This window comes from Rothia sp. SD9660Na (assembly GCF_030064065.1).
GTDB lineage: Bacteria > Actinomycetota > Actinomycetes > Actinomycetales > Micrococcaceae > Rothia.
Genome location: NZ_CP125946.1, coordinates 233762 through 255410, shown reverse-complemented (window position 1 = coordinate 255410; position 21649 = coordinate 233762). Strand labels below are relative to the sequence as shown.

Annotated in this window: 23 protein-coding genes; all 23 read right to left on the bottom strand. The window is 60.3% G+C overall.

The window, feature by feature from the left end:
* Window positions 1–16: 16 nt before the first annotated feature.
* The 23 genes from QM007_RS01325 to QM007_RS01220 all read right to left on the bottom strand — a co-directional run bounded on the left by QM007_RS01325 (window position 17) and on the right by QM007_RS01220 (window position 21505).
* Window positions 17–346, bottom strand: a complete 330-nt coding sequence (locus QM007_RS01325) for a hypothetical protein (protein WP_283490219.1) — start codon at window positions 344–346, stop codon at window positions 17–19.
* A complete protein-coding gene (locus tag QM007_RS01320) occupies window positions 331–888 on the bottom strand; it encodes a hypothetical protein (RefSeq protein WP_283490218.1) in 558 nt (185 codons plus the stop codon). Before QM007_RS01320 ends, QM007_RS01325 begins: the two co-directional genes overlap by 16 nt.
* 26 nt (window positions 889–914) lie before the next feature.
* Window positions 915–1151 carry a GNAT family N-acetyltransferase gene (locus QM007_RS01315; protein WP_349361492.1) on the bottom strand — a complete coding sequence of 79 codons (237 nt, stop codon included), beginning with the start codon at window positions 1149–1151 and terminating at the stop codon, window positions 915–917.
* 500 nt (window positions 1152–1651) lie between these two features.
* Window positions 1652–4270 (bottom strand): ATP-dependent Clp protease ATP-binding subunit, encoded by a 2619-nt coding sequence (locus QM007_RS01310; RefSeq protein ID WP_283490217.1) that lies wholly within the window; start codon window positions 4268–4270, stop codon window positions 1652–1654.
* A gap of 325 nt (window positions 4271–4595) precedes the next feature.
* On the bottom strand, window positions 4596–4949 hold the full coding sequence (locus tag QM007_RS01305; RefSeq protein WP_185174003.1) for a histone-like nucleoid-structuring protein Lsr2: 354 nt from the start codon (window positions 4947–4949) through the stop codon (window positions 4596–4598).
* A 206-nt stretch (window positions 4950–5155) separates the two neighbouring features.
* Window positions 5156–5353, bottom strand: a complete 198-nt coding sequence (locus tag QM007_RS01300; RefSeq protein WP_283490216.1) for a hypothetical protein — start codon at window positions 5351–5353, stop codon at window positions 5156–5158.
* Between the two features lie 109 nt (window positions 5354–5462).
* The gene (gene lysS, locus QM007_RS01295) at window positions 5463–6920 is read right to left on the bottom strand and encodes a lysine--tRNA ligase (protein WP_283490971.1); all 1458 of its coding nucleotides are present in this window, start codon (window positions 6918–6920) and stop codon (window positions 5463–5465) included.
* Window positions 6921–7017: 97 nt separating this feature from the next.
* A complete protein-coding gene (panC, locus tag QM007_RS01290; RefSeq protein ID WP_502949087.1) occupies window positions 7018–7884 on the bottom strand; it encodes a pantoate--beta-alanine ligase in 867 nt (288 codons plus the stop codon).
* A 90-nt stretch (window positions 7885–7974) separates the two neighbouring features.
* Window positions 7975–8877 (bottom strand): Rossmann-like and DUF2520 domain-containing protein, encoded by a 903-nt coding sequence (locus QM007_RS01285; protein ID WP_283490214.1) that lies wholly within the window; start codon window positions 8875–8877, stop codon window positions 7975–7977.
* A gap of 52 nt (window positions 8878–8929) precedes the next feature.
* Window positions 8930–9370: a hypothetical protein gene (locus tag QM007_RS01280; protein WP_283490213.1), complete on the bottom strand. Its 441-nt coding sequence runs from the start codon at window positions 9368–9370 to the stop codon at window positions 8930–8932.
* 17 nt (window positions 9371–9387) lie between these two features.
* Window positions 9388–10203, bottom strand: a complete 816-nt coding sequence (locus tag QM007_RS01275) for a hypothetical protein (RefSeq protein ID WP_283490212.1) — start codon at window positions 10201–10203, stop codon at window positions 9388–9390.
* A gap of 250 nt (window positions 10204–10453) precedes the next feature.
* Window positions 10454–10603, bottom strand: coding sequence for an ATP-binding cassette domain-containing protein (locus QM007_RS11070; RefSeq protein ID WP_502949086.1), 150 nt, complete (start codon window positions 10601–10603; stop codon window positions 10454–10456).
* Window positions 10604–10670: 67 nt separating this feature from the next.
* Window positions 10671–12326 (bottom strand): PH domain-containing protein, encoded by a 1656-nt coding sequence (locus tag QM007_RS01270; RefSeq protein WP_283490211.1) that lies wholly within the window; start codon window positions 12324–12326, stop codon window positions 10671–10673.
* A 2-nt stretch (window positions 12327–12328) separates the two neighbouring features.
* A complete protein-coding gene (locus QM007_RS01265; protein ID WP_283490210.1) occupies window positions 12329–12886 on the bottom strand; it encodes a PH domain-containing protein in 558 nt (185 codons plus the stop codon).
* Between the two features lie 83 nt (window positions 12887–12969).
* On the bottom strand, window positions 12970–13497 hold the full coding sequence (locus QM007_RS01260) for a DUF3180 domain-containing protein (protein ID WP_283490209.1): 528 nt from the start codon (window positions 13495–13497) through the stop codon (window positions 12970–12972).
* Window positions 13494–14000 carry a 2-amino-4-hydroxy-6-hydroxymethyldihydropteridine diphosphokinase gene (gene folK / locus QM007_RS01255; RefSeq protein WP_283490208.1) on the bottom strand — a complete coding sequence of 169 codons (507 nt, stop codon included), beginning with the start codon at window positions 13998–14000 and terminating at the stop codon, window positions 13494–13496. Before folK ends, QM007_RS01260 begins: the two co-directional genes overlap by 4 nt.
* Window positions 13990–14400, bottom strand: coding sequence for a dihydroneopterin aldolase (gene folB, locus QM007_RS01250; protein WP_283490207.1), 411 nt, complete (start codon window positions 14398–14400; stop codon window positions 13990–13992). The genes folK and folB overlap by 11 nt, the downstream gene beginning before the upstream one ends.
* A gap of 258 nt (window positions 14401–14658) precedes the next feature.
* Window positions 14659–15558, bottom strand: a complete 900-nt coding sequence (folP, locus tag QM007_RS01245; protein ID WP_283490206.1) for a dihydropteroate synthase — start codon at window positions 15556–15558, stop codon at window positions 14659–14661.
* A gap of 114 nt (window positions 15559–15672) precedes the next feature.
* Window positions 15673–16239 (bottom strand): GTP cyclohydrolase I FolE, encoded by a 567-nt coding sequence (gene folE, locus QM007_RS01240; RefSeq protein WP_283490205.1) that lies wholly within the window; start codon window positions 16237–16239, stop codon window positions 15673–15675.
* The gene (ftsH, locus tag QM007_RS01235) at window positions 16239–18332 is read right to left on the bottom strand and encodes an ATP-dependent zinc metalloprotease FtsH (protein ID WP_502949065.1); all 2094 of its coding nucleotides are present in this window, start codon (window positions 18330–18332) and stop codon (window positions 16239–16241) included. Before ftsH ends, folE begins: the two co-directional genes overlap by 1 nt.
* A 213-nt stretch (window positions 18333–18545) precedes the next feature.
* The gene (hpt, locus tag QM007_RS01230; RefSeq protein WP_237185243.1) at window positions 18546–19097 is read right to left on the bottom strand and encodes a hypoxanthine phosphoribosyltransferase; all 552 of its coding nucleotides are present in this window, start codon (window positions 19095–19097) and stop codon (window positions 18546–18548) included.
* An 84-nt stretch (window positions 19098–19181) separates the two neighbouring features.
* Window positions 19182–20375 carry a tRNA lysidine(34) synthetase TilS gene (gene tilS / locus QM007_RS01225; RefSeq protein WP_283490204.1) on the bottom strand — a complete coding sequence of 398 codons (1194 nt, stop codon included), beginning with the start codon at window positions 20373–20375 and terminating at the stop codon, window positions 19182–19184.
* Window positions 20375–21505, bottom strand: a complete 1131-nt coding sequence (locus QM007_RS01220; RefSeq protein ID WP_283490203.1) for an Rv3626c family coenzyme F420 biosynthesis-associated protein — start codon at window positions 21503–21505, stop codon at window positions 20375–20377. Before QM007_RS01220 ends, tilS begins: the two co-directional genes overlap by 1 nt.
* Window positions 21506–21649 lie beyond the last annotated feature (144 nt).

Below are 21649 nucleotides of genomic sequence, written 5' to 3'. Positions count from 1 at the left end.
CGCTTTCTCGCTGGGGCTAGGGGTGCCCGTCCGTCATGCTCACCCCGGTCGCTAAAGTGAGCACCAGGTGCACCACGGGCAGGAGGGCCACAAGCACCACCGAAAGATAGAAGTAGACCGGGTAAAAGACCTCATAGACCCTGGGGTAGCGCACCCCGTGGGCATAAACGCCAGCGGCTAGCACCAGCCACAGGGCTAGGGGCTGATTCACGAGCAAAAGCAGGAGCAGGGCCACAGGATAAACCCAGGTCGCGAAGAGACCGGGTACTGTCTGCAAAAAGACCGGGCGACCGTCCTCAGCCAGAACCGTACCGGGTACCTGATCAAGGTCTAGTTGGGGACGCACGAGAGCTCTCCTTCCGCTGTACCCTCAGCGTCGAGGGTAAAGGCCACGCACCGTTCGAAACCGTAGCTCGGCAGGCCACTACTATTATTCACCATGCGGCTAATAACCGTGCGGTATGACTCTAAAGAATCCAGCTCATAGGCCAGTGAATAATCGGGGTTAGCAGGCGGATCTGAGCGCATGTTAGGGCCCTCGTAGTCAACCGTGGTGGCGTCCTGCTGGTAGACGATGCCGCCGTCCTTCGCGCACCAGATAACGGAGAATTTATGGGCTAGAAGCTCCTTACCCAAAATATTTGTTTCGGCCACGCGGGTGAAGGCCTGCCAGCACTGGGCATCGGAATAGCCGGGCACCGCTGCCTTGCGGGTCACCGTAATATGTTCAATAGGCTCACTGCTCGGTGAGCGCCCTACAGTTGAAGTTCCCGCCAGGAAAAACGAGGCAGCAACGGCGAGCAAGAGGCTCAAGCCGAGTGCTGCGCCGGCAACGATGCCGGGTCGCTTTTTCTGACGGTATGTTCCCTGCAAATCCTGACGATTCATGGTTCGCACCTTTCAGAAGTTGTGAACTAGATTACCTTAAAGGTCAGGCAAAAACCACTGGCAACGCCCAGCCGCCGGGCCCGCTCCACCAGAGCGGCCACCAGGGCGTGCCCCACTCCCCGACCGCGCGCCGCAGGAGCTGCCGCCAGCGTCCTAATTTCAGCGATATTCTGCCACATCACGTGCAGGGCCCCGCAGCCGAGAACCTGCCCGGCAGCGTCGTCAACGGCGAGGAACTCCTGGATAGCCTCATAGTAGGCCACAGCCTCTTTATCAAGCAGGATTCCTTCAAGGGCCAGGGGCGCACCAGGCCCTGAATAGCGGGCACATCGTGCACGGTGGCGGGGCGGACGGTCACATCAATCATTCCTCAAGGCTACTGCCCGGCCTGCTGGGGCCAAAGCCGCGTAAGTCGCAGAGGCCCTTAAACAATAAATCAGCCCCCGACCGCTAAGCGGTGCGAGAGCTGATTTACATCATTACACACACATACACACAAGAGTCTTCTTGTCCTAAAGCGGCCCCGCACACCGGGGCTTTGAGTCTTCAGGGGCTCTGTCGAACCGTATGACTCAAGTATGGCAAGCAAGCCTTGAGCGCAAGCCTTAGAGAGCTGGGCACAACCTGAAAACTTGGTCAAGCTTTGGTTACATTTATCAAGAGCCATCACAGAAGCATCACGAACCTACCAGCGCAACACAAAGCCGCCTGCGGCGTCCCTAGTATCAGGACGCCGCAGACGGCTTGCGCTTGCAGAAGCGGCTTAGCGCTCGTCGGCCTCGCGGGCCTCTTCCGCCTCGAAACGCTGCTCGGCGGTCTCGTTAGCTACCTCAGCTTCGGGGATTGCGGGCAGCTCCTTCTCATCCTCACCAAAGGCCTTATCGAAGGCCTCGGCATCCAGCTCACCCAGGGGAGCCGACGAGAAGGTGAACTTGGCCAGGTCACCCTCGCCTTCAACGTCCACGGTGATCTTCTCACCGGACTTGATCTCACCGAAGAGGATCTTCTCAGACAGCGGGTCCTCCAGGTTGCGCTGCATCTCGCGGCGCAGCGGGCGGGCACCCATGGAGGGGTCGTAGCCCTTAGCTGCCATGAGAGCCTTAGCCTTATCGGTCAGCTCAATTGACATATCCTGCTCGGCCAGGCGCTTGGCCAGGCGGGCAACGAAGAGGTCAACGATCTGCAGAATCTCAGATTCGGAGAGCTGGGGGAAGACGATGATGTCGTCCACGCGGTTGAGGAACTCGGGGCGGAAGTGCTCCTTGAGGGATTCCATCACGCGGCCCTGCATACGCTCGTAGGAGCCCTGGTCATCGCCGACCTGCTGGAAGCCCACGGGCACACGGCGGGCCATTTCGCGGGAGCCAAGGTTGGTGGTCATGATGATCACGGTGTTCTTAAAGTCCACCACGCGGCCCTGGGAGTCGGTCAGGCGGCCGTCTTCCAGAATCTGTAGCAGGGAGTTGAAGAGGTCGGCGTGAGCCTTTTCGACCTCGTCAAAGAGTACAACGGAGAAGGGCTTGCGGCGGACCTTCTCGGTCAACTGGCCGCCCTCCTCGTAGCCAACGTAGCCGGGAGGGGCACCGAAGAGGCGAGACACAGTGTGCTTTTCCTGGTACTCCGACATGTCCAGGGTGATGAGGGCGTCCTCATCCCCAAAGAGGAACTCAGCCAGGGCTTTAGCCAGCTCGGTCTTACCGACGCCGGTGGGGCCGGCGAAGATGAAGGAGCCGCCGGGGCGCTTGGGGTCCTTGAGACCCGCGCGGGTACGGCGAATCGAACGGGAGAGAGCCTTGATAGCGTTCTCCTGGCCAATGACGCGCTTGTGCAGCTCCTCTTCCATCTTGAGCAGACGGCCAGACTCTTCCTCGGTGATCTTGTAGACCGGAACACCAGTGGAGAAGGCAAGGACGTCGGCGATAACCTCGGGGGTTACCTCACCGAAGGCGTCGCCGGCGTTGCGCCACTGCTGCTCGGCTTCTTCCTTCTCAGCGGCCAGCTTCTGCTCCTTATCGCGCAGGTCAGCTGCCTTCTCGAACTCGTTAGCCGCGATGGCTTCTTCCTTTTCGCCCTTGAGCTTGGCGATGCGCTCTTCGAGCACCTTGATTTCGGGCGGAGCGGTCATACGCTTGATGCGCAGACGGGCACCGGCCTCGTCAATCAGGTCAACAGCCTTATCGGGCAGGAAGCGGTCAGAGATGTAGCGGTGGGCCAGGTTAACGGCGGTTTCCAGGGCTTCATCTGAGATGGTCACGCGGTGGTGGGCCTCGTACTTATCGCGCAGGCCCTTGAGAATCTCAACAGCCAGCTCGGGGCTGGGTTCGTCCACCTGGATAGGCTGGAAACGACGCTCCAGGGCGGGGTCCTTCTCGATGTGCTTGCGGTACTCATCGAGGGTGGTTGCACCGATGGTCTGCAGCTCACCGCGAGCCAGCATGGGCTTCAGAATCGAGGCAGCGTCGATAGCGCCCTCAGCGGCACCTGCACCAACCAGAGTGTGAATTTCGTCGATGAAGAGGATGATGTCGCCGCGGTTTCGGATTTCCTTCAGCACCTTCTTCATGCGCTCTTCAAAGTCACCGCGGTAGCGAGAACCGGCCACCATGGAACCGAGGTCCAGGGTGTAAAGGTGCTTGTCCTTCAAAGTTTCAGGCACATCACCGTGGACGATAGCCTGGGCCAGGCCCTCAGCAACGGCGGTCTTACCCACACCGGGCTCACCGATCAGCACGGGGTTGTTCTTAGTACGGCGAGAGAGCACCTGCATGACGCGCTCCATCTCCTTATGGCGACCGATCACGGGGTCAAGCTTGCCCTCGCGCGCAGCAGCCGTGAGGTTGCGTCCGAACTGGTCAAGAATGGCAGACCCAGCCGGGGTACCCTCACGGGAGTTACCCGCACCCACACCGGCGGTTTCCTTACCGCCCTCACCGTTGTTGCTGCCGGGGTAGCCAGAAATCAGGTCCATCACGGTCTGACGAACCTTAGCGGGCTCAGCGCCCAGCTTGGTCAGAATCTGGTTACCCACACCCTCATTAGCGCGCACCATACCCAGCAGAATGTGCTCGGTACCAATGTAGCCGTGGTTCAGCTGGATAGCCTCGCGCATCGACAGCTCAAGAACCTTCTTCGCGCGCGGGGTAAAGGGGATATGGCCGCTGGACGCCTGGGGGCCAGAACCGATGATGTCCTGCACCTGGTCGCGCACGGCAGTGAGATTAATACCGAGCGACTCAAGAGCGCGAGCCGCAATACCCTCACCCTCGTGAATCAGACCGAGCAGAATGTGTTCGGTGCCGATGTAGTTGTGGTTCAGCATGCGTGCTTCTTCTTGGGCAAGCACGATGACACGGCGGGCGCGGTCGGTAAACCGTTCAAACATTGAACACTCCTTGGAAACTTACTATTACCCAAAAGATTACGCGCGTTTCTGCGCCCGCGGGGCGCTGTTCGCCACGGAATGAATGGTGTTCACAGGGAGGGAAAGCTCCCGCGTCTCATGCCGCTAAGAGGGCTGACATTGAGTCAGCTGCGTAGCTCTAAGGTTGCTCTACTTTTGTCTAGATACACCTCAATATTTACCGACTGAAGGTGCCTGGAATTTATCCACCTTTTTCTACGTTCCTGCACTTTATAGGCCGCTTATAAATAATTGAGGCGGAACCCGCTCATCGGGTTCCGCCTCATAGAGACAAGAAGAAGATTACTTACTTGCTTTCTTTGCCCATAGCCTTGTAGTAGGCGTCCTGAATGTTCTGGTGAATACGGCCGCGACTAGAAACCTCGTAGCCGTTTTCCTGGGCCCACTTACGAATTTCAGCGATTTCGGGGTTGCGCTTAGCGGTGGTGCGTGAGCCTGCGGGGCGGCCGGGAGTGCGCTGGGCACCCTGGACGCGACGGGCCTTAGCAGCGAAAGGACGGATGGCGTCACGCAGGCGGGCAGCGTTAGCGCTAGAAAGATCGATTTCGAACTGGCCGCCGTCGAGACCGAAGCGTACGGTTTCTTCTGCGGGGCCGCCGTCGAGATCGTCTTCAAGAATAATCTTGACCTTCTGAGCCATTATGTTCTCCTTGGATGAGGCTGTTTAGGGAATATGAACCCAACCGCGTTTTTTGGGCAGGGAAGGACATATAAGAGGATAATCCGCCTCTACCCTTTTCTGTGGGGCACGCAATCGAGTTAGTCACCCTTGATGACTAAAATAAATAGTACATATTCTTTTCTCAAAAAGGAAGTAAAGTCACGCTTTAGAGAACAAAAAGAGTTTTATTTAGTTTCTGATGTTCCAAAAGGGTCCCGGGTTCCGTCCGCGTTTTTTACAGAGCGGTACCAGGCTTCGGCGTCTTTTTCGATATCCTGCCGGGCTGCGCGCTCAGTGCGGTCAGCGCGGTTCATCCAGCGCAAAATAAAATAAAGCACCAGGCCAGCACCAATTGAGGGAACCAGACCAATCAGGAATTCCATCTCTTCCTTACCTTTCGTAGGTTTATGCTCCCTCCAATCTACCCCAGATAGCTGGCAAAAAAGCCCGCCCGGCAGGCTGCCAGGCGGGCTAGAGGGGCGTAAGGAGGCTTTACTCGGCTTCGGGCTTCATGAGCGGGAAGAGGATGGTCTCGCGGATACCTACGCCGGTGAAGAGCATAATCAGGCGGTCGATGCCCAGACCCAGGCCGCCCATGGGGGGAGCACCGTATTCGAGGGCGCGCAGGAAGTCGTCGTCGAGCTGCATTGCTTCGTCATCGCCACCGGCAGCCAGCTTGGACTGCTCGGTCAGGCGCTCACGCTGGATGACGGGGTCGATGAGCTCGGAGAAGGCGGTGCCTCGCTCCATACCGCCGATGATGAGGTCCCAGGCCTCGATGAGGTTGGCTTCGGAGCGGTGCTGGCGGGCCAGCGGCTGGGCTGAGGGCGGGTAGTCGTAGACGAAGGTGGGGTTAATGAGGGTGGGTTCAACAATTTCACCGAAGAGCTCAACAACCAGCTTCTCGGCGTCCCATTTGGGATCAACGGGAACCTCGTACTTCTCGGCGATAGCGCGCAGTTCTTCTGCGGTGGTGGCGGGGGTAATCTCAACGCCCACGGCCTCGGACAGACCGGGGTAGACGCCCAGCCACTTCCATTCGCCGGTCAGGTCGATGGTACCGGCTTCGGTTTCAATCTGGTGTACGCCCACGGCGTCGGCGCAGGCCATGATGATTTCCTGCATGCGCTTGGCCATAACGAACTGGTCGGCGTAGGCCTCGTAGCATTCCAGGGTGGTGAATTCGGGGCTGTGGGTGGAGTCTACGCCCTCGTTGCGGAAGACGCGGCCGATTTCGTAGACGCGTTCCAGACCGCCCACCTCAGCACGCTTGAGGAAGAGCTCGGTGGCGATACGAAGAGTCATGGGCTGGTCAAAGGCGTTCAGGTGGGTTTCGAAGGGGCGGGCTGCCGCACCACCGTGAATGAGCTGCAGGATGGGGGTTTCCAGCTCGATGTAACCGTGGTCATTGAGCACGTTACGCACGGTCTGGGTAATCTTGGCGCGCTTGATGACCAGGTCGCGAGCTTCGTTGCGCACCATCAGGTCGAGGTAGCGCTGGCGCACGCGGGTCTCTTCGTTAAGGTCAGAGTGCAGGTTGGGCATGGGGCGCAGGGCCTTGGATGCCATCTGCCATTCTTCGGCCATGATGGAGAGCTCGCCGCGGCGGGAAGAAATAACCTCGCCCTTGACGAAGACGTGGTCGCCCAGGTCAACTAGTGCCTTCCAGTCTGCCAGGGATTCTTCGCCTACACTGGCCAGGGAAATCATGGCCTGGATGCGGGTGCCGTTGCCCTGCTGGAGGGAGGCGAAGCAGAGCTTGCCGGTGTTGCGGACGAAAACCACGCGTCCGGCGACACCCACGATGTCACCGGTGGTCTGGTCCGCTTCGAGCGTACCGTCGTACTTTTCGCGAATTTCGGTGATGGTGTGGGTGACGGGGACGACCACGGGGTAGGCTTCGCGCCCCGATTCAAGCAGTTTGGCGCGCTTTTCGAGGCGGATCTGCATCTGCTCTGAGACGCCGTGATCGACGCCGGTGGTTTCTGCGGGGGTGTTGCCCTGTTCAGTCAATGATGTACCTGTTCTTAGGTTGGGTATAGAGGTCTTAGTTAATTTCCATGTTATCGATGAGGCGGGTGGAGCCAACGTAGGCTGCCACGAGCGCTAGCACACGTGCCTGTTCGCTCTGGGGGGCCTCAAAAGTGTCGGTATCGACGACTTCGAGGTAGTCCAGGCGCACTCCTTCGGTGCTATCGATGGTGGCGCGGGCCTGGGCGATATCCTCAGCAGTGAAGCTACCGGTGATGTACTTTTCACGCAGGGTGGCCAGGGTTCGGGACAGAACCAGGGCCGCTTCGCGTTCTTCAGCGCTCAGGTACTGGTTGCGTGATGAGAGGGCCAGCCCGTCGTCCGCGCGCACCACGGGCACCGGTTTGATGGTCATCTGGTGGTTGAAGTCCTTGACCATGCGCTGAATGAGGGCCAGCTGCTGGGCGTCCTTCTGCCCGAAGTAGGCGTTGAGATTAGCCTCCCCTACCAGGGGCTTCAGAATGTTGAAGAACTTATTGACCACGGTTAGCACACCGTCGAAGTGGCCGGGGCGGGTCTTGCCCTCAAAGAGGGTGCCCAGTTTGCCTGAGACCACAGTGATTTTGGGGTCTCCCCCGGGGTACATTTCCTCGACAGTGGGGGCAAAGATGACGTCGACGCCCGCTTCGGTCGCCAGGGCGGCGTCCGCTTCAAGAGTGCGGGGGTAGCGGTCGTAATCTTCGTTGGGCCCGAACTGGAGGGGGTTCACGAAGATAGAGAGCACCACAACATCGTTCTGTTCGCGGGCACGGCGAATTAGGGTGGCGTGCCCGTCGTGCAGGGCACCCATGGTGGCTACATAGCCTACGGTGAGGGGTTTCTCTGCGGCGGGGGTTTCACCAGTGTCTCGGCGGCGACTGGCGGTGGTGAGGGCCAGGAGCATTTCGTTGCCAAGATCGGTGATGGTGTGTGCGATGGGGGTTTGACTCGTCACGGTGGTGAGGGGTCCTTTCGTGTTTTGCGCCCTCCTAGTTTACCCGGCGAGCGCTTTAAGCACAGCCTGGTAGCTCTCATCGGTGAGGGCGCCGCGGCTGTGGGCTCGTTCGGCGGTGGCGCGGGCCAGGGCCAGGTAGGCGGCGGGGACGTCGGCGGCGTTTTCTTCGAGGGCGTAGCTGGCAAGGGTTTGGGCGTGGGCGGCTACGGTGTGGGCGTCCCCGCGGGCGACGGGGCCGGTGAGGGCGCTATCGCCGTTGGCGAGGGCGTTGTCGAGGGATGCTCTCAGCAGGGGTTCGGTGTAGCGAGCCGGGTTCTCGATGCCGATGGAGGCCAGGATTTGGAGGGTCTGGCCGGTGATGGTGACCAGGTGGTTGGAACCGTGGGCCAGGGCTGCGTGGTAGAGGGGGCGGTCGCCTTCGGCGATGAGGACTGGTTCTCCGCCCATTTCAACGACCAGAGCCTGGGCGATGGGGGTGAAGGGGGCTGGGCCGGTGACGCCGAAGCTGGTGTTGGCGAGGCGGGGCAGGTCGAGGGAGAGGCCGGTGAAGGTCATGGCCGGGTGAACAGCTAGGCCGATGGCGCCCTGGGCGGTAGCCGGGGCTAGGACGCCGACGCCGTGGCGTCCTGAGGTATGGATGAGGATTTGCCCGGGGCGCCAGCCATCGGTTTCGGCTATGCCTTTAACCAGGTCAGGCAGGGTATCATCGGGTACGGTAAGGAGCACCACTTCGCTGGTAGTAATGATCTCAGGAATGGTGGACACCGGGACGCCGGGGAGCAGGGCTTCGGCTCGGGTGCGGGAGGCTTCTGAGACAGCGTGGACGCCGGTGATCAGGTGCCCTGCGGCGCGGAGGGCCGCGCCGAGCACGGCCCCTACCTTCCCTGCTGATATCACGCCGATGCCCAGGCGGGCGGGCTTAAGATGGTTGCTGGTTTGCACGGGGCACCTTTCTGTCTGCGTCCTGCCTGCTTAGTTTACCGGGGGCCGTCTCTTACCGGGTACAGCCTTTACTGTAGTGCTGCGCAAGACGCCACAGGCAAAAGGCTAGGGGAATAAGTAGCCCTTGAATAGTGCCACTAAAAACGGCCAGCGCAACCACCCCAATCTGAAAAGCAACGGTACTCGCAGCTACCAGAGGCTGAACCGGAACCACTAATCCCGACGGCAGGGCAACGACAAGGCTGTAGTCGTATTCCTGTAGAGGGTCAGTCTCTCCTAGCGCCACGGCAATCCCGAAAAAGAGAGCAGCGCCCGTAATAATGCCCGGAAGCTGAAAGATGATGGTCATTGCCACGGCATAGATTACCGTAGCAACACCAGCGCCCACGATAAACCCCAACAAGGTTGAAAAATAAGGAGCTGTAAGCCACTGCCGAAGAGGCAGCTGGGCTGACCATTCCCGAGGTAGCCAACGGTAGAAGAAGGCAATCAACCAGACACCTACAATCGTTACGATACCGATGCCGGATGCTCAGAAACCGACCCCCACAAAGATCCCCAGGGGATACTCAGTAGGGTAATGAGAACGAGCGGGGCCAGGCTATCAGCTAAAGCAGCCAACGATAGAAGGTAAGGACGAGAGTTCACAAGTTTTCTGCGGAAGGTACCGCCCTGCCCACCATAGTAGCGGTAACCCTGTGCTCCGCTGAGATTACGGACGGCGTATAGAAGCAGCGTACTTCTCCCAAACCCCTGAGTAGCAGCAACCCGTTCCAGAGGACTATTCTGAGCTGAAACAACGAGCACAAGCGTTCCAAGTATTCCGAGGGACAGAACCAGCACTCCAAGACCATAAATTATAGCAACGTTTGCACTTACGACTGAGCCGGTAGTCATAGCGATGAGCAATAGAAAACCCGTAACCGCCGCCAGACCTGCCCAAGCCAAAAGAAACTTTAGCCGTGCCAGTAGCTGTGCCGCAGCCATACCGTGCAGCATAAGCACCCCAAACGCTACAGCGCCCAGCACCGTTCCCACCAACCAAGTCACCGAGAGCGGCGCAAAAATAATCGCTAGTATTACGGAGAGCAGGGCCCACGTGCCTAAAGCAACCCATATAGCCCGAAAATGCCAGGGGTTACGGCTGGGATATGAAAGTCCAGAGTAACGCCAAAAGAGTTCAGCCGGCGAGTAAGCCAGCGGCCCCAACTGATAAAAGAACCAGACTAGCCCAGCTCCTGCAATCAGCAGACCGCCCATAAAGAAACCGGGCACTTGGAAATCTTCTAATGTGAAATATAGGTAGGAGCCTCGAACCTGACGCAAGGCGGGCGCGTTGTTCCTGGCCAGAGCTCAGGGTGTGTGGTTCTCTGTCATAAGCCTGGGGTACTCCAAGTTCTTCTAGCGCCTGACACACGCTCATACGCTGAGAAGAAGCCATTCCCAGCTTTTGAGCGATTTTAGGGCCTTCGCCGGCCAGCATTTCAAGATGCTGCCCTACGGTTAGGCCGGGAAGCCACCCCAGCGCGTCGTGGAGCCCAAAAAACCTGTAAACGGAAGGTCTCAGACGCAGAGGTCACCGGTGCCCATCAATGAGTACCTGCCCTTCGGTTAAATCTTGATGTAGAAGAAGACAGCTCATGAGGGTCGACTTACCGGAACCGTTAGGGCCGGTCAAGGTGTAATACACTCCTGGCTCCAGCGTGACAGAAGCACCAGAGAAAATAACATTCCCGTCAAAGGCTTTGGCCCCTGATTTAGGTGAAGTGCAGGAAGCTTTGTAGGTAAACCCATCAGTTTCCTATCTCAGTATCGGGCAGAGGTAGTAGCTCATAGGGCGGGAGCTGCGAAGACGTACCGGGGCCTTTCCCCGTGTCCGCAGACGTCGGCGCTGATGCAGGCGCAACTCCCATCTGGGCCAGGCGGACGGTCAGGCTGCGGGCGACCTCGGCGTCCGCATTATGCACGGAGGTAGACAGGGTACCCCCGGCGACTCGCAAGGACAGGTGGGCCAGCCCGGCCTTCTTCTGCAGGGGCCCCTGGGCCAGCTCAAAACTCTGTACCTTACGGTGCGGCACAAAGGTTAGACGGCGCACCCAACGTCCGGACCTCACCAGTATCAGCAGGGGCGTTACCGCAAAGCCGTTGCGGCGGTAGGTGAACGGGTCAAACCAACGGGCGGATGCCGGGGAGACCGTAAAGTCCTGCTCCGCCCCGCTACCTGCCAAACCGGCCATGAGCTGGTCAGGTGACACGCCACCGTCCTGCTGGGCAGGGAGCACCAGGGGCAGCACCCGCATCACGTCATCAAGGGTGCCCACCGGCAACAGCTCCCCGGCGAATTCACCCTGGTCGCTGCCCTTGCCCAACAGGGTCACCTTGATTCGGTACCAGCCGGTCATGCGCCACAGCAGGGGCTGTTCCACCGAAATACGCTGAATACGCCCCTCGGGTAGGGTCTGGGTGGTGGTATCGGTAAAGCCAAAGCGGGTTTTCAGGCCGTCCGGGCTGGTAGAGAGTGAAAAGTTAAAACCTGTGTTAAAGCGCTTCCAGGTGCTCGAGATGATAGCCAGGATAACAGCCGCGTTCGAGGCAAATATAGCGCCCAGGGACATCTCTGCCCAGAGCATGAGGCCGCCCATGCCCAAGAGGAACAGCAGGCCCACGACCCAGCCCAGGCTCAGCACCATGGACCCTAATAACCGCGCTACCGGTACCTTGACAATCAGCTGCTCGCCGGCGTCCTTAACCCCCAGAAAATTCTCGGTGAGGTGGTCACCCAGGCGGTCTGCAATATCGCGGTGGGCAGGTTGCTCAACAGGGGCGGACGCCGCCGGGGAGGTTGCTGCCCCCTCCTTGAGGGTGCGCGCCTGAGCCAGCAGCTGCTCACGCAGGGAGCGGGCCTCGGAGTACTTGAGGAACTGGACGCGCAGGGCTGAGGAATCACCGTCTGCCACATCGAACTTAAGCTCAGCTAAGCCCAGTAGGCGGGCCATGAACGGGCGGTTCACGTCGATGGACTGCACACGGTCCAGCCGGGCTTTGCGCTCGGTTTTGAAGAGCATGCCGCTCTTGATATAGACATTGCGGTCATCCACGGCAAAACGGTAGAAGAACCAGGTGGAGAGGAAGGGCAGCAAAAGGAGCAGGAAGAAGACCCCCAACACGCCTAGGAACCAGAAGCTACCGAAGATACTGGTCCAGGAGAGGAAGACGGTGTCGGGTGGGCCAATCTCACCTAGCTCGCGCAGGTCAAGGGGTTCTTCCCCGGCAAAGAGGTCATCGACTAGATTGTTCGCAATAGTGTAGATAAAAACGACAATAATCAGCCAGGCCCGTACCAGGGGTGAGAGCGGGTGGGCTCGGCGCCAGGTGAGGGCGGCTTCTTCGCGGGCGGTGATGTCGGTGGAGACCGCAGGTGTCTCTGGAGTAGGTGCCTGTCCGCCCATCTTTAGAGCCCTGCCATCTTTGCATCCGATAGGTCGGTCAGTACCTCGCGCAGCCGATCGGCATCTGCCTTGGCTAGGCCGGGAATGGTGATACTGTTGGCCGCGGTTTTCACCTCAACGCTGGCCAGTGAGAGTGCGTTTTCAAGGGGGCCGGAGGAAACATCGACGTACTGGATACGCCCGTAGGGCACGGCGGTGACCGAGCGGAAGAGCAGGCCAGAGCGCTTGAGCAGGTGGTCAGTACGTTCGCTGTAGCCGATTGCCTGCACCCGGCGCTTGACCAGCACCAGAGCCCACAGCCGCCAGGTGAGCACCAGACCGAACAGACCCCAGTAGGCCCAAGGGGCCCAGTCCCAGCTCTCCACCACAAGCGTCATGATAAGCGGCAAGGACGCCAGCCCCAACAGAATGAGAGACCAGATTAAGGAGGTAACGAGCTTAACCCGAACGTACTTGGGCGAGACCCGCTTCCAGCTGACCTCGGGCAGATCTATAGTCTGCTTGCCCAGGCCATCCAGGTCGAGCGGGGGCAGGGTAGGTGTAAATTGCGGCTCATTCATGGTGCCCTCTCGTTATGTATCCATATCAGACTGTGGTCTACACCATTATGGCACGGAGGGAAAGCCTGCCTAAACCTTACCGGCTAGGAAGAAGAGTCCGGTTTGTTACGGGCCAAGGGGCCAGCTTGCGGGCTGACCTCGCCAACCCCACCACCGGCGTCCTCATCTCCCGGAGGAATCTTGCACCAGTTCTCGGCAACGATACCGGCAACCAGCATCACCAGCCCGCCGGCTAAAGCGACAGAGCTTTCCACCAGCGGTTGCGACGAAGCACGGGAGGTCAGCAGACCCAGCTGGTAGACCAGGATAGCCACCTGCCAGCCGGTCACCAGGGCACCGGTGAGGGCAAGAGCCTGAGCGAAGACCGCTACACGGGCGGCCATGAGGGGGTTCATGGAACCGGCGTTCTTACGAGTCTCAACCCGGCTGAATTTGAGCACCTGCCGGGCGAAATAGAGGGCCAGGGAGCCGAGAATCAGAGCCGCTACTACGGTCAGGGCAGGCAGGGAGAGCTCCAGGCCGCCAGAGCTCACGCTCAGGAAGTTCAGTACGGCGCCGCTTGCAACCCCGACAGCCGCTAGGAGGGCAAGGGCTCGGCTTCGCAGTTTCACGCGCAGACCACCGGGGCAGGGTGGAACTCGCGGATGCCACCGGCGTCCGCAGCATCATCTGCCAGCTGGCGCACCGATGAACCTAAAAGGAGGGCGGCGGGGTCCATACGAGCCCAGGGTTCCAGCACAAAGGCCCGTTCAGCAGCCCGCGGGTGGGGCAGGGTGAGGTCAGGATCGTCCATCTGCAGGGAGGCGATGTCAATAATGTCGATATCCAGGGTACGCGGGCCCCAGCGAACATCGCGGGTGCGGTGGTGCTTCTGCTCAATCTGCTGGGTATATTCCAGCAGCATGAAGGGCCGCAGGCTGGTCTCGATTTCAACCACCATGTTGGCGTAATCGGGTTGCCCTACAGGGCCCCCCACGGGAGCTGTGATAGCGATCGGGGAAATCTTAGTCACCGCGATTTTCTCGTGGGAGCAGATATCGCCAATTGCCTTAATCAGGGTGTCTTCGCTATTGCCCAGGTTAGAGCCCAGGGCAAGAATGGCTTTAACCGGCATGCTTCTCCCTAAAAATCGTCACCGACACATCGGCGAAGGTCACCTCGATGGGGGCCTTGGGCTTGTGTACGGTCAGCTCAACCGCCAGCAGGGGGAACTTCTCGAGCACGGCTGTGGCGATACGCTCAGCCAGGGTTTCAATGAGGTCCATGGATTCACCGGTGACGATTTCGCGGATAACCTCAGCCACTTCGGCGTAGTTGACGGTGTGCGCCACATCGTCAGTGGCAGCGGCCCGGGTAAAGTCGGTGAACATGGTGATATCAACGAAGAAGGGCTGACCGGTCTGCTTTTCCGAGTCGAGCACCCCGTGGTAGCCCACGCTACCCACACCTGTGAGCGTTATGCGGTCAGCGCGCGAGTAGTCCCGCGTATCTGCCGATGAGCTGTGATCGTGCATGGTCGCCTTTCACCGAGTCTGGTCACCGGTGGGAGTTCAGAGTTGAAGCGCCGGTGCTTTGTAGCCATTATCCACGCAGCGGGGGCAACCGTTAGTGACCCTTATATGTGCCCTTCGACATGCCGAAAGATAGTCTCACCCGGTTATTTGCTGGGAAGGGTAGTACTTAAGCGGGTCTAAAGCACCACCTCTAAAGCGCTTAAAGTCACAAAGACATTTTCATTTATGACGCTTCTGTTTCATGGCTACCTGCGCCACCTAGTTTGAGAGAGCGGACGCCCGCCGCCAGGCTGCGCGCACGGCCAGGGCATCGGCGGTCGCCTGCACGTGGTGGACGCGCACGGCCCAAGCTCCCGCCTCAGCCGCCATCACCGAAAGGGCCGCACTGGCAACATCCCGTCCAGTAGCCGGGCGCTCAGTAACCTGCTCTGCCGGTAGGCCGGAGGCTGCGGCGTCCTGCTCCTGCAAAAGCCGGGCAATAAAGCGCTTGCGGGAACCAGCCACCAGCACCCGGTGCCCCTTAGCTACCAGGGCCTGCAGACCCGCTAAAATCTGCCAGTTTTGTTCCCCCTGCTTAGCAAATCCGGGGCCGGGGTCAAGAATAATTTGTTCGGGTGCCACTCCCCCGGCAAGCAGTCGCTCGCGCAGGGTAAAGAGCTCGCTAAAGACCTCACCGGCAACGTCGGTGTAAACGGCCTGGGAGTCCATGGTGATAGAGGTGCCACGCGAGTGCATGAGAATGTAGGGCACACCGAGCTCAGCGACAGTCTCAATCATGTCTTCGCGCAGGCTCATACCGGCAACGTCGTTGATGATGTGGGCGCCAGCTGCCACAGCAGCGCGGGCAGTTTCGGGGTTGAGGGTATCGACCGACATAACGATGTTTTCAGCTGCTAAAGCTTCAATAACGGGCAGGACGCGGCGCTGCTCCTCAGCCAGGTCAACACGGGTGGCACCGGGGCGGGTTGATTCGCCGCCCACATCAATAATGTCTGCCCCCTGGGCAATCAGGGTCTTAGCGTGCGCAACTGCCGTGGCAGCGTCCGCGTGCAAGCCACCGTCGGAGAAGGAGTCGGGGGTGACGTTGAGAATACCCATAATCAGGGTACGGTCGGTGGGCAGGTTAGCGAAGGAGCCGTGGGCGTAAGGAAGGGTCATGCACCCAGGCTAGCACCCGCATCCCTGCCCGCCTTAGCCAAGGGGACCGCAAAACCTAAAAAGGACCGCATATTATGCGGTCCTTTTTTGAAAATCAGGTCCCCTTGGGAGAAATCAGGAGGCGTTGATTAGGCTCATCGCCTCGGCACGGGTAGCGGGATCGCGCAGGGCCCCGCGGACGGCGCTCGTCACCGTCTTGGTTCCCGGCTTCCGCACGCCGCGCATAGACATGCACATATGTTCAGCCTGAATCACCACAATCGCACCGGTAGGCTGCAAATGCTCTTCGAGAGCCTCAATCACCTGGGTAGTCAGACGCTCCTGCACCTGGGGGCGCTTAGCGTAGACATCCACCAGGCGGGCCAGCTTCGACAGGCCGGTCACCTTACCGTCACCACCAGGAATGTAGCCGATATGGGCGTGCCCGAAGAAGGGCACCAGGTGGTGCTCGCAGGTCGAGTAGAAGGGAATGTCCTTGACCAGAACCAGCTCGGAGTGGTCAATGTCGAAAGTGGTACCCAGAATATCGCCGGCGCTCTGGTGCAGACCGGCAAACATCTCATCGTAGGCACGGGCTACACGGGCCGGAGTATCGAGTAGGCCGTCACGGTCCGGGTCCTCGCCGATAGCCAGCAAAATCTCGCGGATAGCGGCCTCGATACGGGGCTGGTCAACTGCCATTATCGGGGCCCTCCCAGGGGGTCAACATCGGGGTTACCTGCGGGCCCAGCAGCACCGGGGTGAGGATTGCCAGGATCCATGGGGTCAACGGTAGGCTGCTGGACGATGGGCTCCTCGGCAACCGGGGTCTCGTCAGTCTCTGCCTTAGCCACCTTGACCGGGGGCAGGGCCGAGGGTTCACGGTTGGACTTGGAGTACCAGTGGTCGCGTTCGGGGCGCTTGCGCACGCCTGCGAAGATTTCTGCCAGGTCGTTCTCGAGCAGGGTTTCCTTCTCGAGCAGGGCCAGGGAGAGGACATCGAGTACATCGCGGTTATCACGCAGAATCTCGTAGGCCTCATCGTGGGCCTGCTCCAGCAGGGCAGCGACTTCCTGGTCCACCAGGTAGGCCATCTCGTCGGAGAAGTTGTTGCCGCCGCCAGCACCGCCGCCCAGGAAGGGGTCAGATTCCTTAGCAGCTAGACGTACTGAGCCGACCTTGGCGCTCATGCCGTATTCGGTGACCATCTTGCGGGCAGTGTCGGTTGCCTTCTGAATATCGTTGGACGCGCCGGTTGAGGGGTCGTGGAAAATCAGCTCTTCGGCTGCGCGGCCGCCCATGGCGTAGGCCATCTGGTCCAGCAGTTCGTGGCGGGTGGTGGAGTACTTGTCGTCCTGGGGCATGACCATGGTGTAGCCCAGGGCGCGGCCACGCGGCAGAATCGTAATCTTGGTGACGGGTGCTGAGTTGCGCAGGGCAGCTGCGACCAGGGCGTGGCCGCCTTCGTGGTAGGCGGTGACGGTGCGTTCGTGCTCGCTCATGATGCGGGAGGAACGTTGGGGGCCTGCCATGACGCGGTCGATTGCCTCGTCGATAGCGCGTTCATCAATCACGTTACCGCCGTCTCGGGCGGTCAGCAGAGCCGCTTCGTTCATGACGTTGGCCAGGTCAGCGCCGGTGAAGCCGGGGGTGCGCTTGGCAACGGAGGCTAGGTCAACGCGACGGTCGATGGGCTTGCCGGTGGCGTGCACCTCAAGGATGCGCTGGCGGCCCTTGAGGTCGGGGGCGTCTACACCGACCTGGCGGTCAAAGCGGCCAGGACGCAGCAGGGCGGGGTCGAGCACGTCGGGGCGGTTGGTTGCCGCGATGACGATGATGTTGGAGGTGCCGTCGAAGCCATCCATCTCAACCAGCAGCTGGTTGAGGGTCTGCTCTCGTTCGTCGTTACCGCCGCCCATGCCGACGCCACGCTGACGACCTACGGCATCAATTTCGTCGACGAAGATAATGGCGGCCTTGTTGGACTTGGCTTCCTTGAAGAGGTCGCGCACACGGGAGGCACCCACACCCACGAACATTTCAACGAAGTCAGAACCGGAGATGGAGTAGAAGGGGACGCCCGCTTCACCGGCTACAGCCTTAGCCAGCAGGGTCTTACCGGTACCGGGAGGGCCGTAGAGCAGGACGCCCTTAGGGATCTTGGCGCCCAGGCGGGTGAACTTTTCTGGTTCAGCCAGGAATTCGCGGACTTCTTCGAGTTCAGCTAAGGCCTCATCAACACCGGCGACATCGGCAAAACGTACGGTGGGGTTGTCTTTGTTGAACTTCTTGGCGCGGGACTTAGAGAAGTTCATGATCTGGTTGCTACCGCCGCCCATGCGTGACATGAGGAACCAGAAGAGGGCCACCAGGATCACGAAGGGCAGGATGAAGGACAGCATGGAGGTGAACCAGTTGGTCTGCACCGGCTGATCGGTGTAGGACTCAAGGTTGGCGTTATCCATGGCCGCAACAACGTCAGTGGCGCGGGGCTGAACGTAGTAGAAACTTACGTTCTTGCCCTGGTTTTCACCGGCAGGGTTCACGTAATCGTCTTTGAGTTCCAGGTCTACGCGCTGGTCACCGTCGAAGATTTTGGCGCTGACGACCTTCTTGTCATTCAGCAGACCGATACCCACGTTGGTATCAACGCGGGTTGAGGCTGCTAGAGAGTTTGCGAAAATCATGGGCACAGCAATGAGAACTGCCAGCAGTACCCAGAACCAGGGCCCTGAGATGAGCTTGCTGAAGAACCCCTTTTTCTTGGGGTCAGAGGTGTTATCCGTATTCTGCACAGCCGCGCCTTCCACAAAAATAACGGGGCGGGGCGCCGTGTGCGCCCCGCACAAAGGTAGCCCCAGCACCCGGCGGTGGGTGCAGGTGGGCCTAGACCTATTTAATGTACCTAAAGTTGCTGGGTACTTGCTTGATGCCTCAAGGTTTTCACCTCAGGGCTAAAGCACCGGCGGAGGGGAGTCTGCCAGGGCTCTCTGACGCGTACTCGCTGTTTAGGAGTAGACGTGCGGGGCCAGGGTGACGATGCAGTCCAGGTTGCGGTAGCGCTCGGCGAAGTCCAGGCCGTAGCCGACGACGAATTCGGGTTCGATGTCCCAGCCAACGTACTTGACGTCAACATCGGTCTTGACGCTCTTGGGCTTGCGCAGCAGGGTGCAGATTTCGACCGAGTTAGCGCCCCGGGAGACCAGGTTCTGCTGGAGCCACTTGAGGGTCAGACCCGAATCGATGATGTCTTCCACAATGAGCACGTCGCGACCGGTCAGGTCGGTATCGAGATCCTTGAGGATGCGGACGACGCCAGAGGACTTGGTGCCTGAACCGTAGGAGGAAACTGCCATCCAGTCCATGGTGTAGTGGGCCTTGAGGGCGCGGGAGAGATCGGCTACGACCATGATGGCGCCCTTGAGTACGCCGACCAGCAGTACGTCGCGGCCTTCGTAGTCCTTGTCGATTTGGGCGGCAAGTTCCTTAATCTTGGCGTCGATTTCTTCTTTGGTGAAGAGAACGTGCTTGATGTCGTTCTGTACGTCGAGTGCGTCCACGGTTGATCGCTTTCTGCTGGTTCAAAGGTTCTGCGCCCTACCCCCGGTGGTGGAGCAAAGCGCGTGTTCATCTTTAAGTATGGTTTATGGGGTGGTCTTGAGTAAAACGATGAGGCCGGTTTTCTTGAGGTTATAGTTCTGACCTGCCCGGGTGGTGGTTGCGCCGGGGCGGCGGCGGTAGGCCGAAATGTGCCCAGGCAGTTGCAGGGGACCTGCCACGGAGTGTTCAGCGGCAAAGGCATCTAGGGCGGCGAGGCGCTCAAAGCCCGGGGCGACACCCCCGGCTGCTTCAAGGGCAAGGGCGAGGACGCGGGTGCGCAGGGCTGGGTGCAGGTCGGCAAGCGCGGCGCGGTTGAGCAGGACCATGTCCCTGTCGGGCTCTACCCCGAGCAAACCTGCAATATCGGTGCCTGCGGGGGCGAGCTCGTCCGCCCACACCAGTACCTCCTGCAGGACCTGCTGGGCGGCGGAGGCCAGGTAGTCGGCGTCCGCACCGGCGATGGAAGCGGTGCGGGCTAGGGAGACAGCAACGCCACCGCCCAGGTGTTCTTCGAGGTAGGGCAGGACACTGTGGCGCACCCGGGCGCGCATAAGTGACTGGTCGGTGTTGGTGGGATCGTACCAGGGGGTCAAACCCGCGTCAGCGCAGATGTCTTCGATGTCGGACCGTCGCAGGGTGAGCAGGGGGCGGATGACCCGAACAGCACCGACGGGGTGGTCTTCGGTGCGGTCCACGGGCATACCCGCCAGGGAGCGGGTGCCGGAGCCACGCGCCAGGCCCAGCAACACGGTTTCGGCCTGGTCGTCAAGGGTGTGGCCCAGGGCAACAGCGTCTGCCCCGGTAGCGGCCAGTGCCCGGGCGAAAGCACCGTATCGGGCGGTTCGAGCGGCCTTTTCGGGCCCCTCTTTACCGCTTTCAACGGTCACGGTTTCTAGTAGCACCGGGCTGAGACCCAGCTCGCGCAAGGTCTGGACGGTGCGCTCGGCGACCTGAGCCGAGCCGTCCTGAAGCTGGTGGTCCACCACCACCGCACCCACGCGTACGTCCTGGCGCCGGTTAAAGTGGGCCAGCAGAACCGCCAGGGCCAGTGAGTCCGGGCCACCTGAAACGGCAGCTAACACCAGGGGAACCTGCTGGGTCTCCGGTTCTGGGCCCGGGCGTCCTGACGAACCGGTAGGCGCCACCGTACCTGCCCCAAATACCTGATCCAGCACGCGTGCCACCTCGCGGCGGGCAGCTCCCACCACCGGGTTCAGGCGAGTTTTACGGTCCTGCACTACTTGCTCTCTCCCTCTAGCTCTTCACCCAGGACCCGCTCAATCCAGCGAGCGGGGGCATGAATTTCTGCCACGGTGGGCAGGTTCTCGGGAGCCTGCCAAATACGGTTGAACCGCTCCATGCCTACCTCGTCGATGATGGTCTGCACGAACTTTTGGCCGTTCTTGTACTGGGCCATCTTGGCGTCCATGCCCAGGAGTTTGCTCATAAAGCGGGGGAAGAAACCCTGGGTTTGGCTACGGCGCTCAAAACGGCGGCGAATCGTTTTAACGGACGGGACAATAGAGGAATCGACGGCATCCATCACCACGTTAGCGTGACCCTCGAGCAGGCTCATCACACCGGTGATACGGTCGAGCAGGTCCTTGCCCTCCTCGTTCAAGAGCAGGGCAGCGCCCGCAGGGCGGGCTGCCTCAGCGCTCTCCCCCGGCGCTTCCTGCTTCTTCATACCGCGCACAGCGCCACTAGCAGCTGCGACGATACGCTCCGGTAGGTTATCGGTGGTCTCCCCCAGCTCCCGCCCCAGCCGGTGCATGAGGTCAAGCAGGTAATCACGCAACCAGGGGGCAGCGGCAAACTGTACCCGGTGGGTCTGCTCGTGCAGGGCAACCCACAGGCGGAAATCCGCCGGGTCAAGGTTCAGCTCTTCTTCCAGCTTCATCAAATTGGGAGCCACAATCATCAGGCGGCCACCGGGGGCCCCGTGACCGGCAAGCGCCGCATAGGGGTCATACTGGCCCAGGACGCGGGTAGACAGGAAAGCCAGCACTCCCCCAATTTCCGCCGCCCCGCCAATCTCGGTCACAGCGTGCTCAGCATCAGAGAGTTTAGCTAAGCGCTGGCCCAGCACCTCTTCGGCAATGGGGCCCAGCATGACCTCAAACGACTGAGTGTTAGCCTTCACCCAGGTAGCCCTATCAACAATCAGCAGTTCAGAGTCGTGCAGGTTCTCAGCTGCCGCCAGTTGCGTAATAGCGTGCACGTGATCAACAGCGGCAGTAGCCGCATAACGCATCTCTTCAACGGCCCGGCGCTTAGCCGCAGCCCCAGCGCGGGGGCCAGCCGGAGCCAGCACGCCGGCAATCTTATGGGCTAAAGAAAAATTCAGAGGCAAGGAAGATGGGCTCATGCCACCCCACTCTACCGGCTCATCAGCGCCCGAGCCTACCCGGCTTATCCACCGGCGTCCGCCCCCTTAAAGGGGCGAAGGCTGGACCCTGTGCAGGGCCCAGCCTCATATCCCGGTGGGGGCACTAGTTAGCTTTCGCTACCC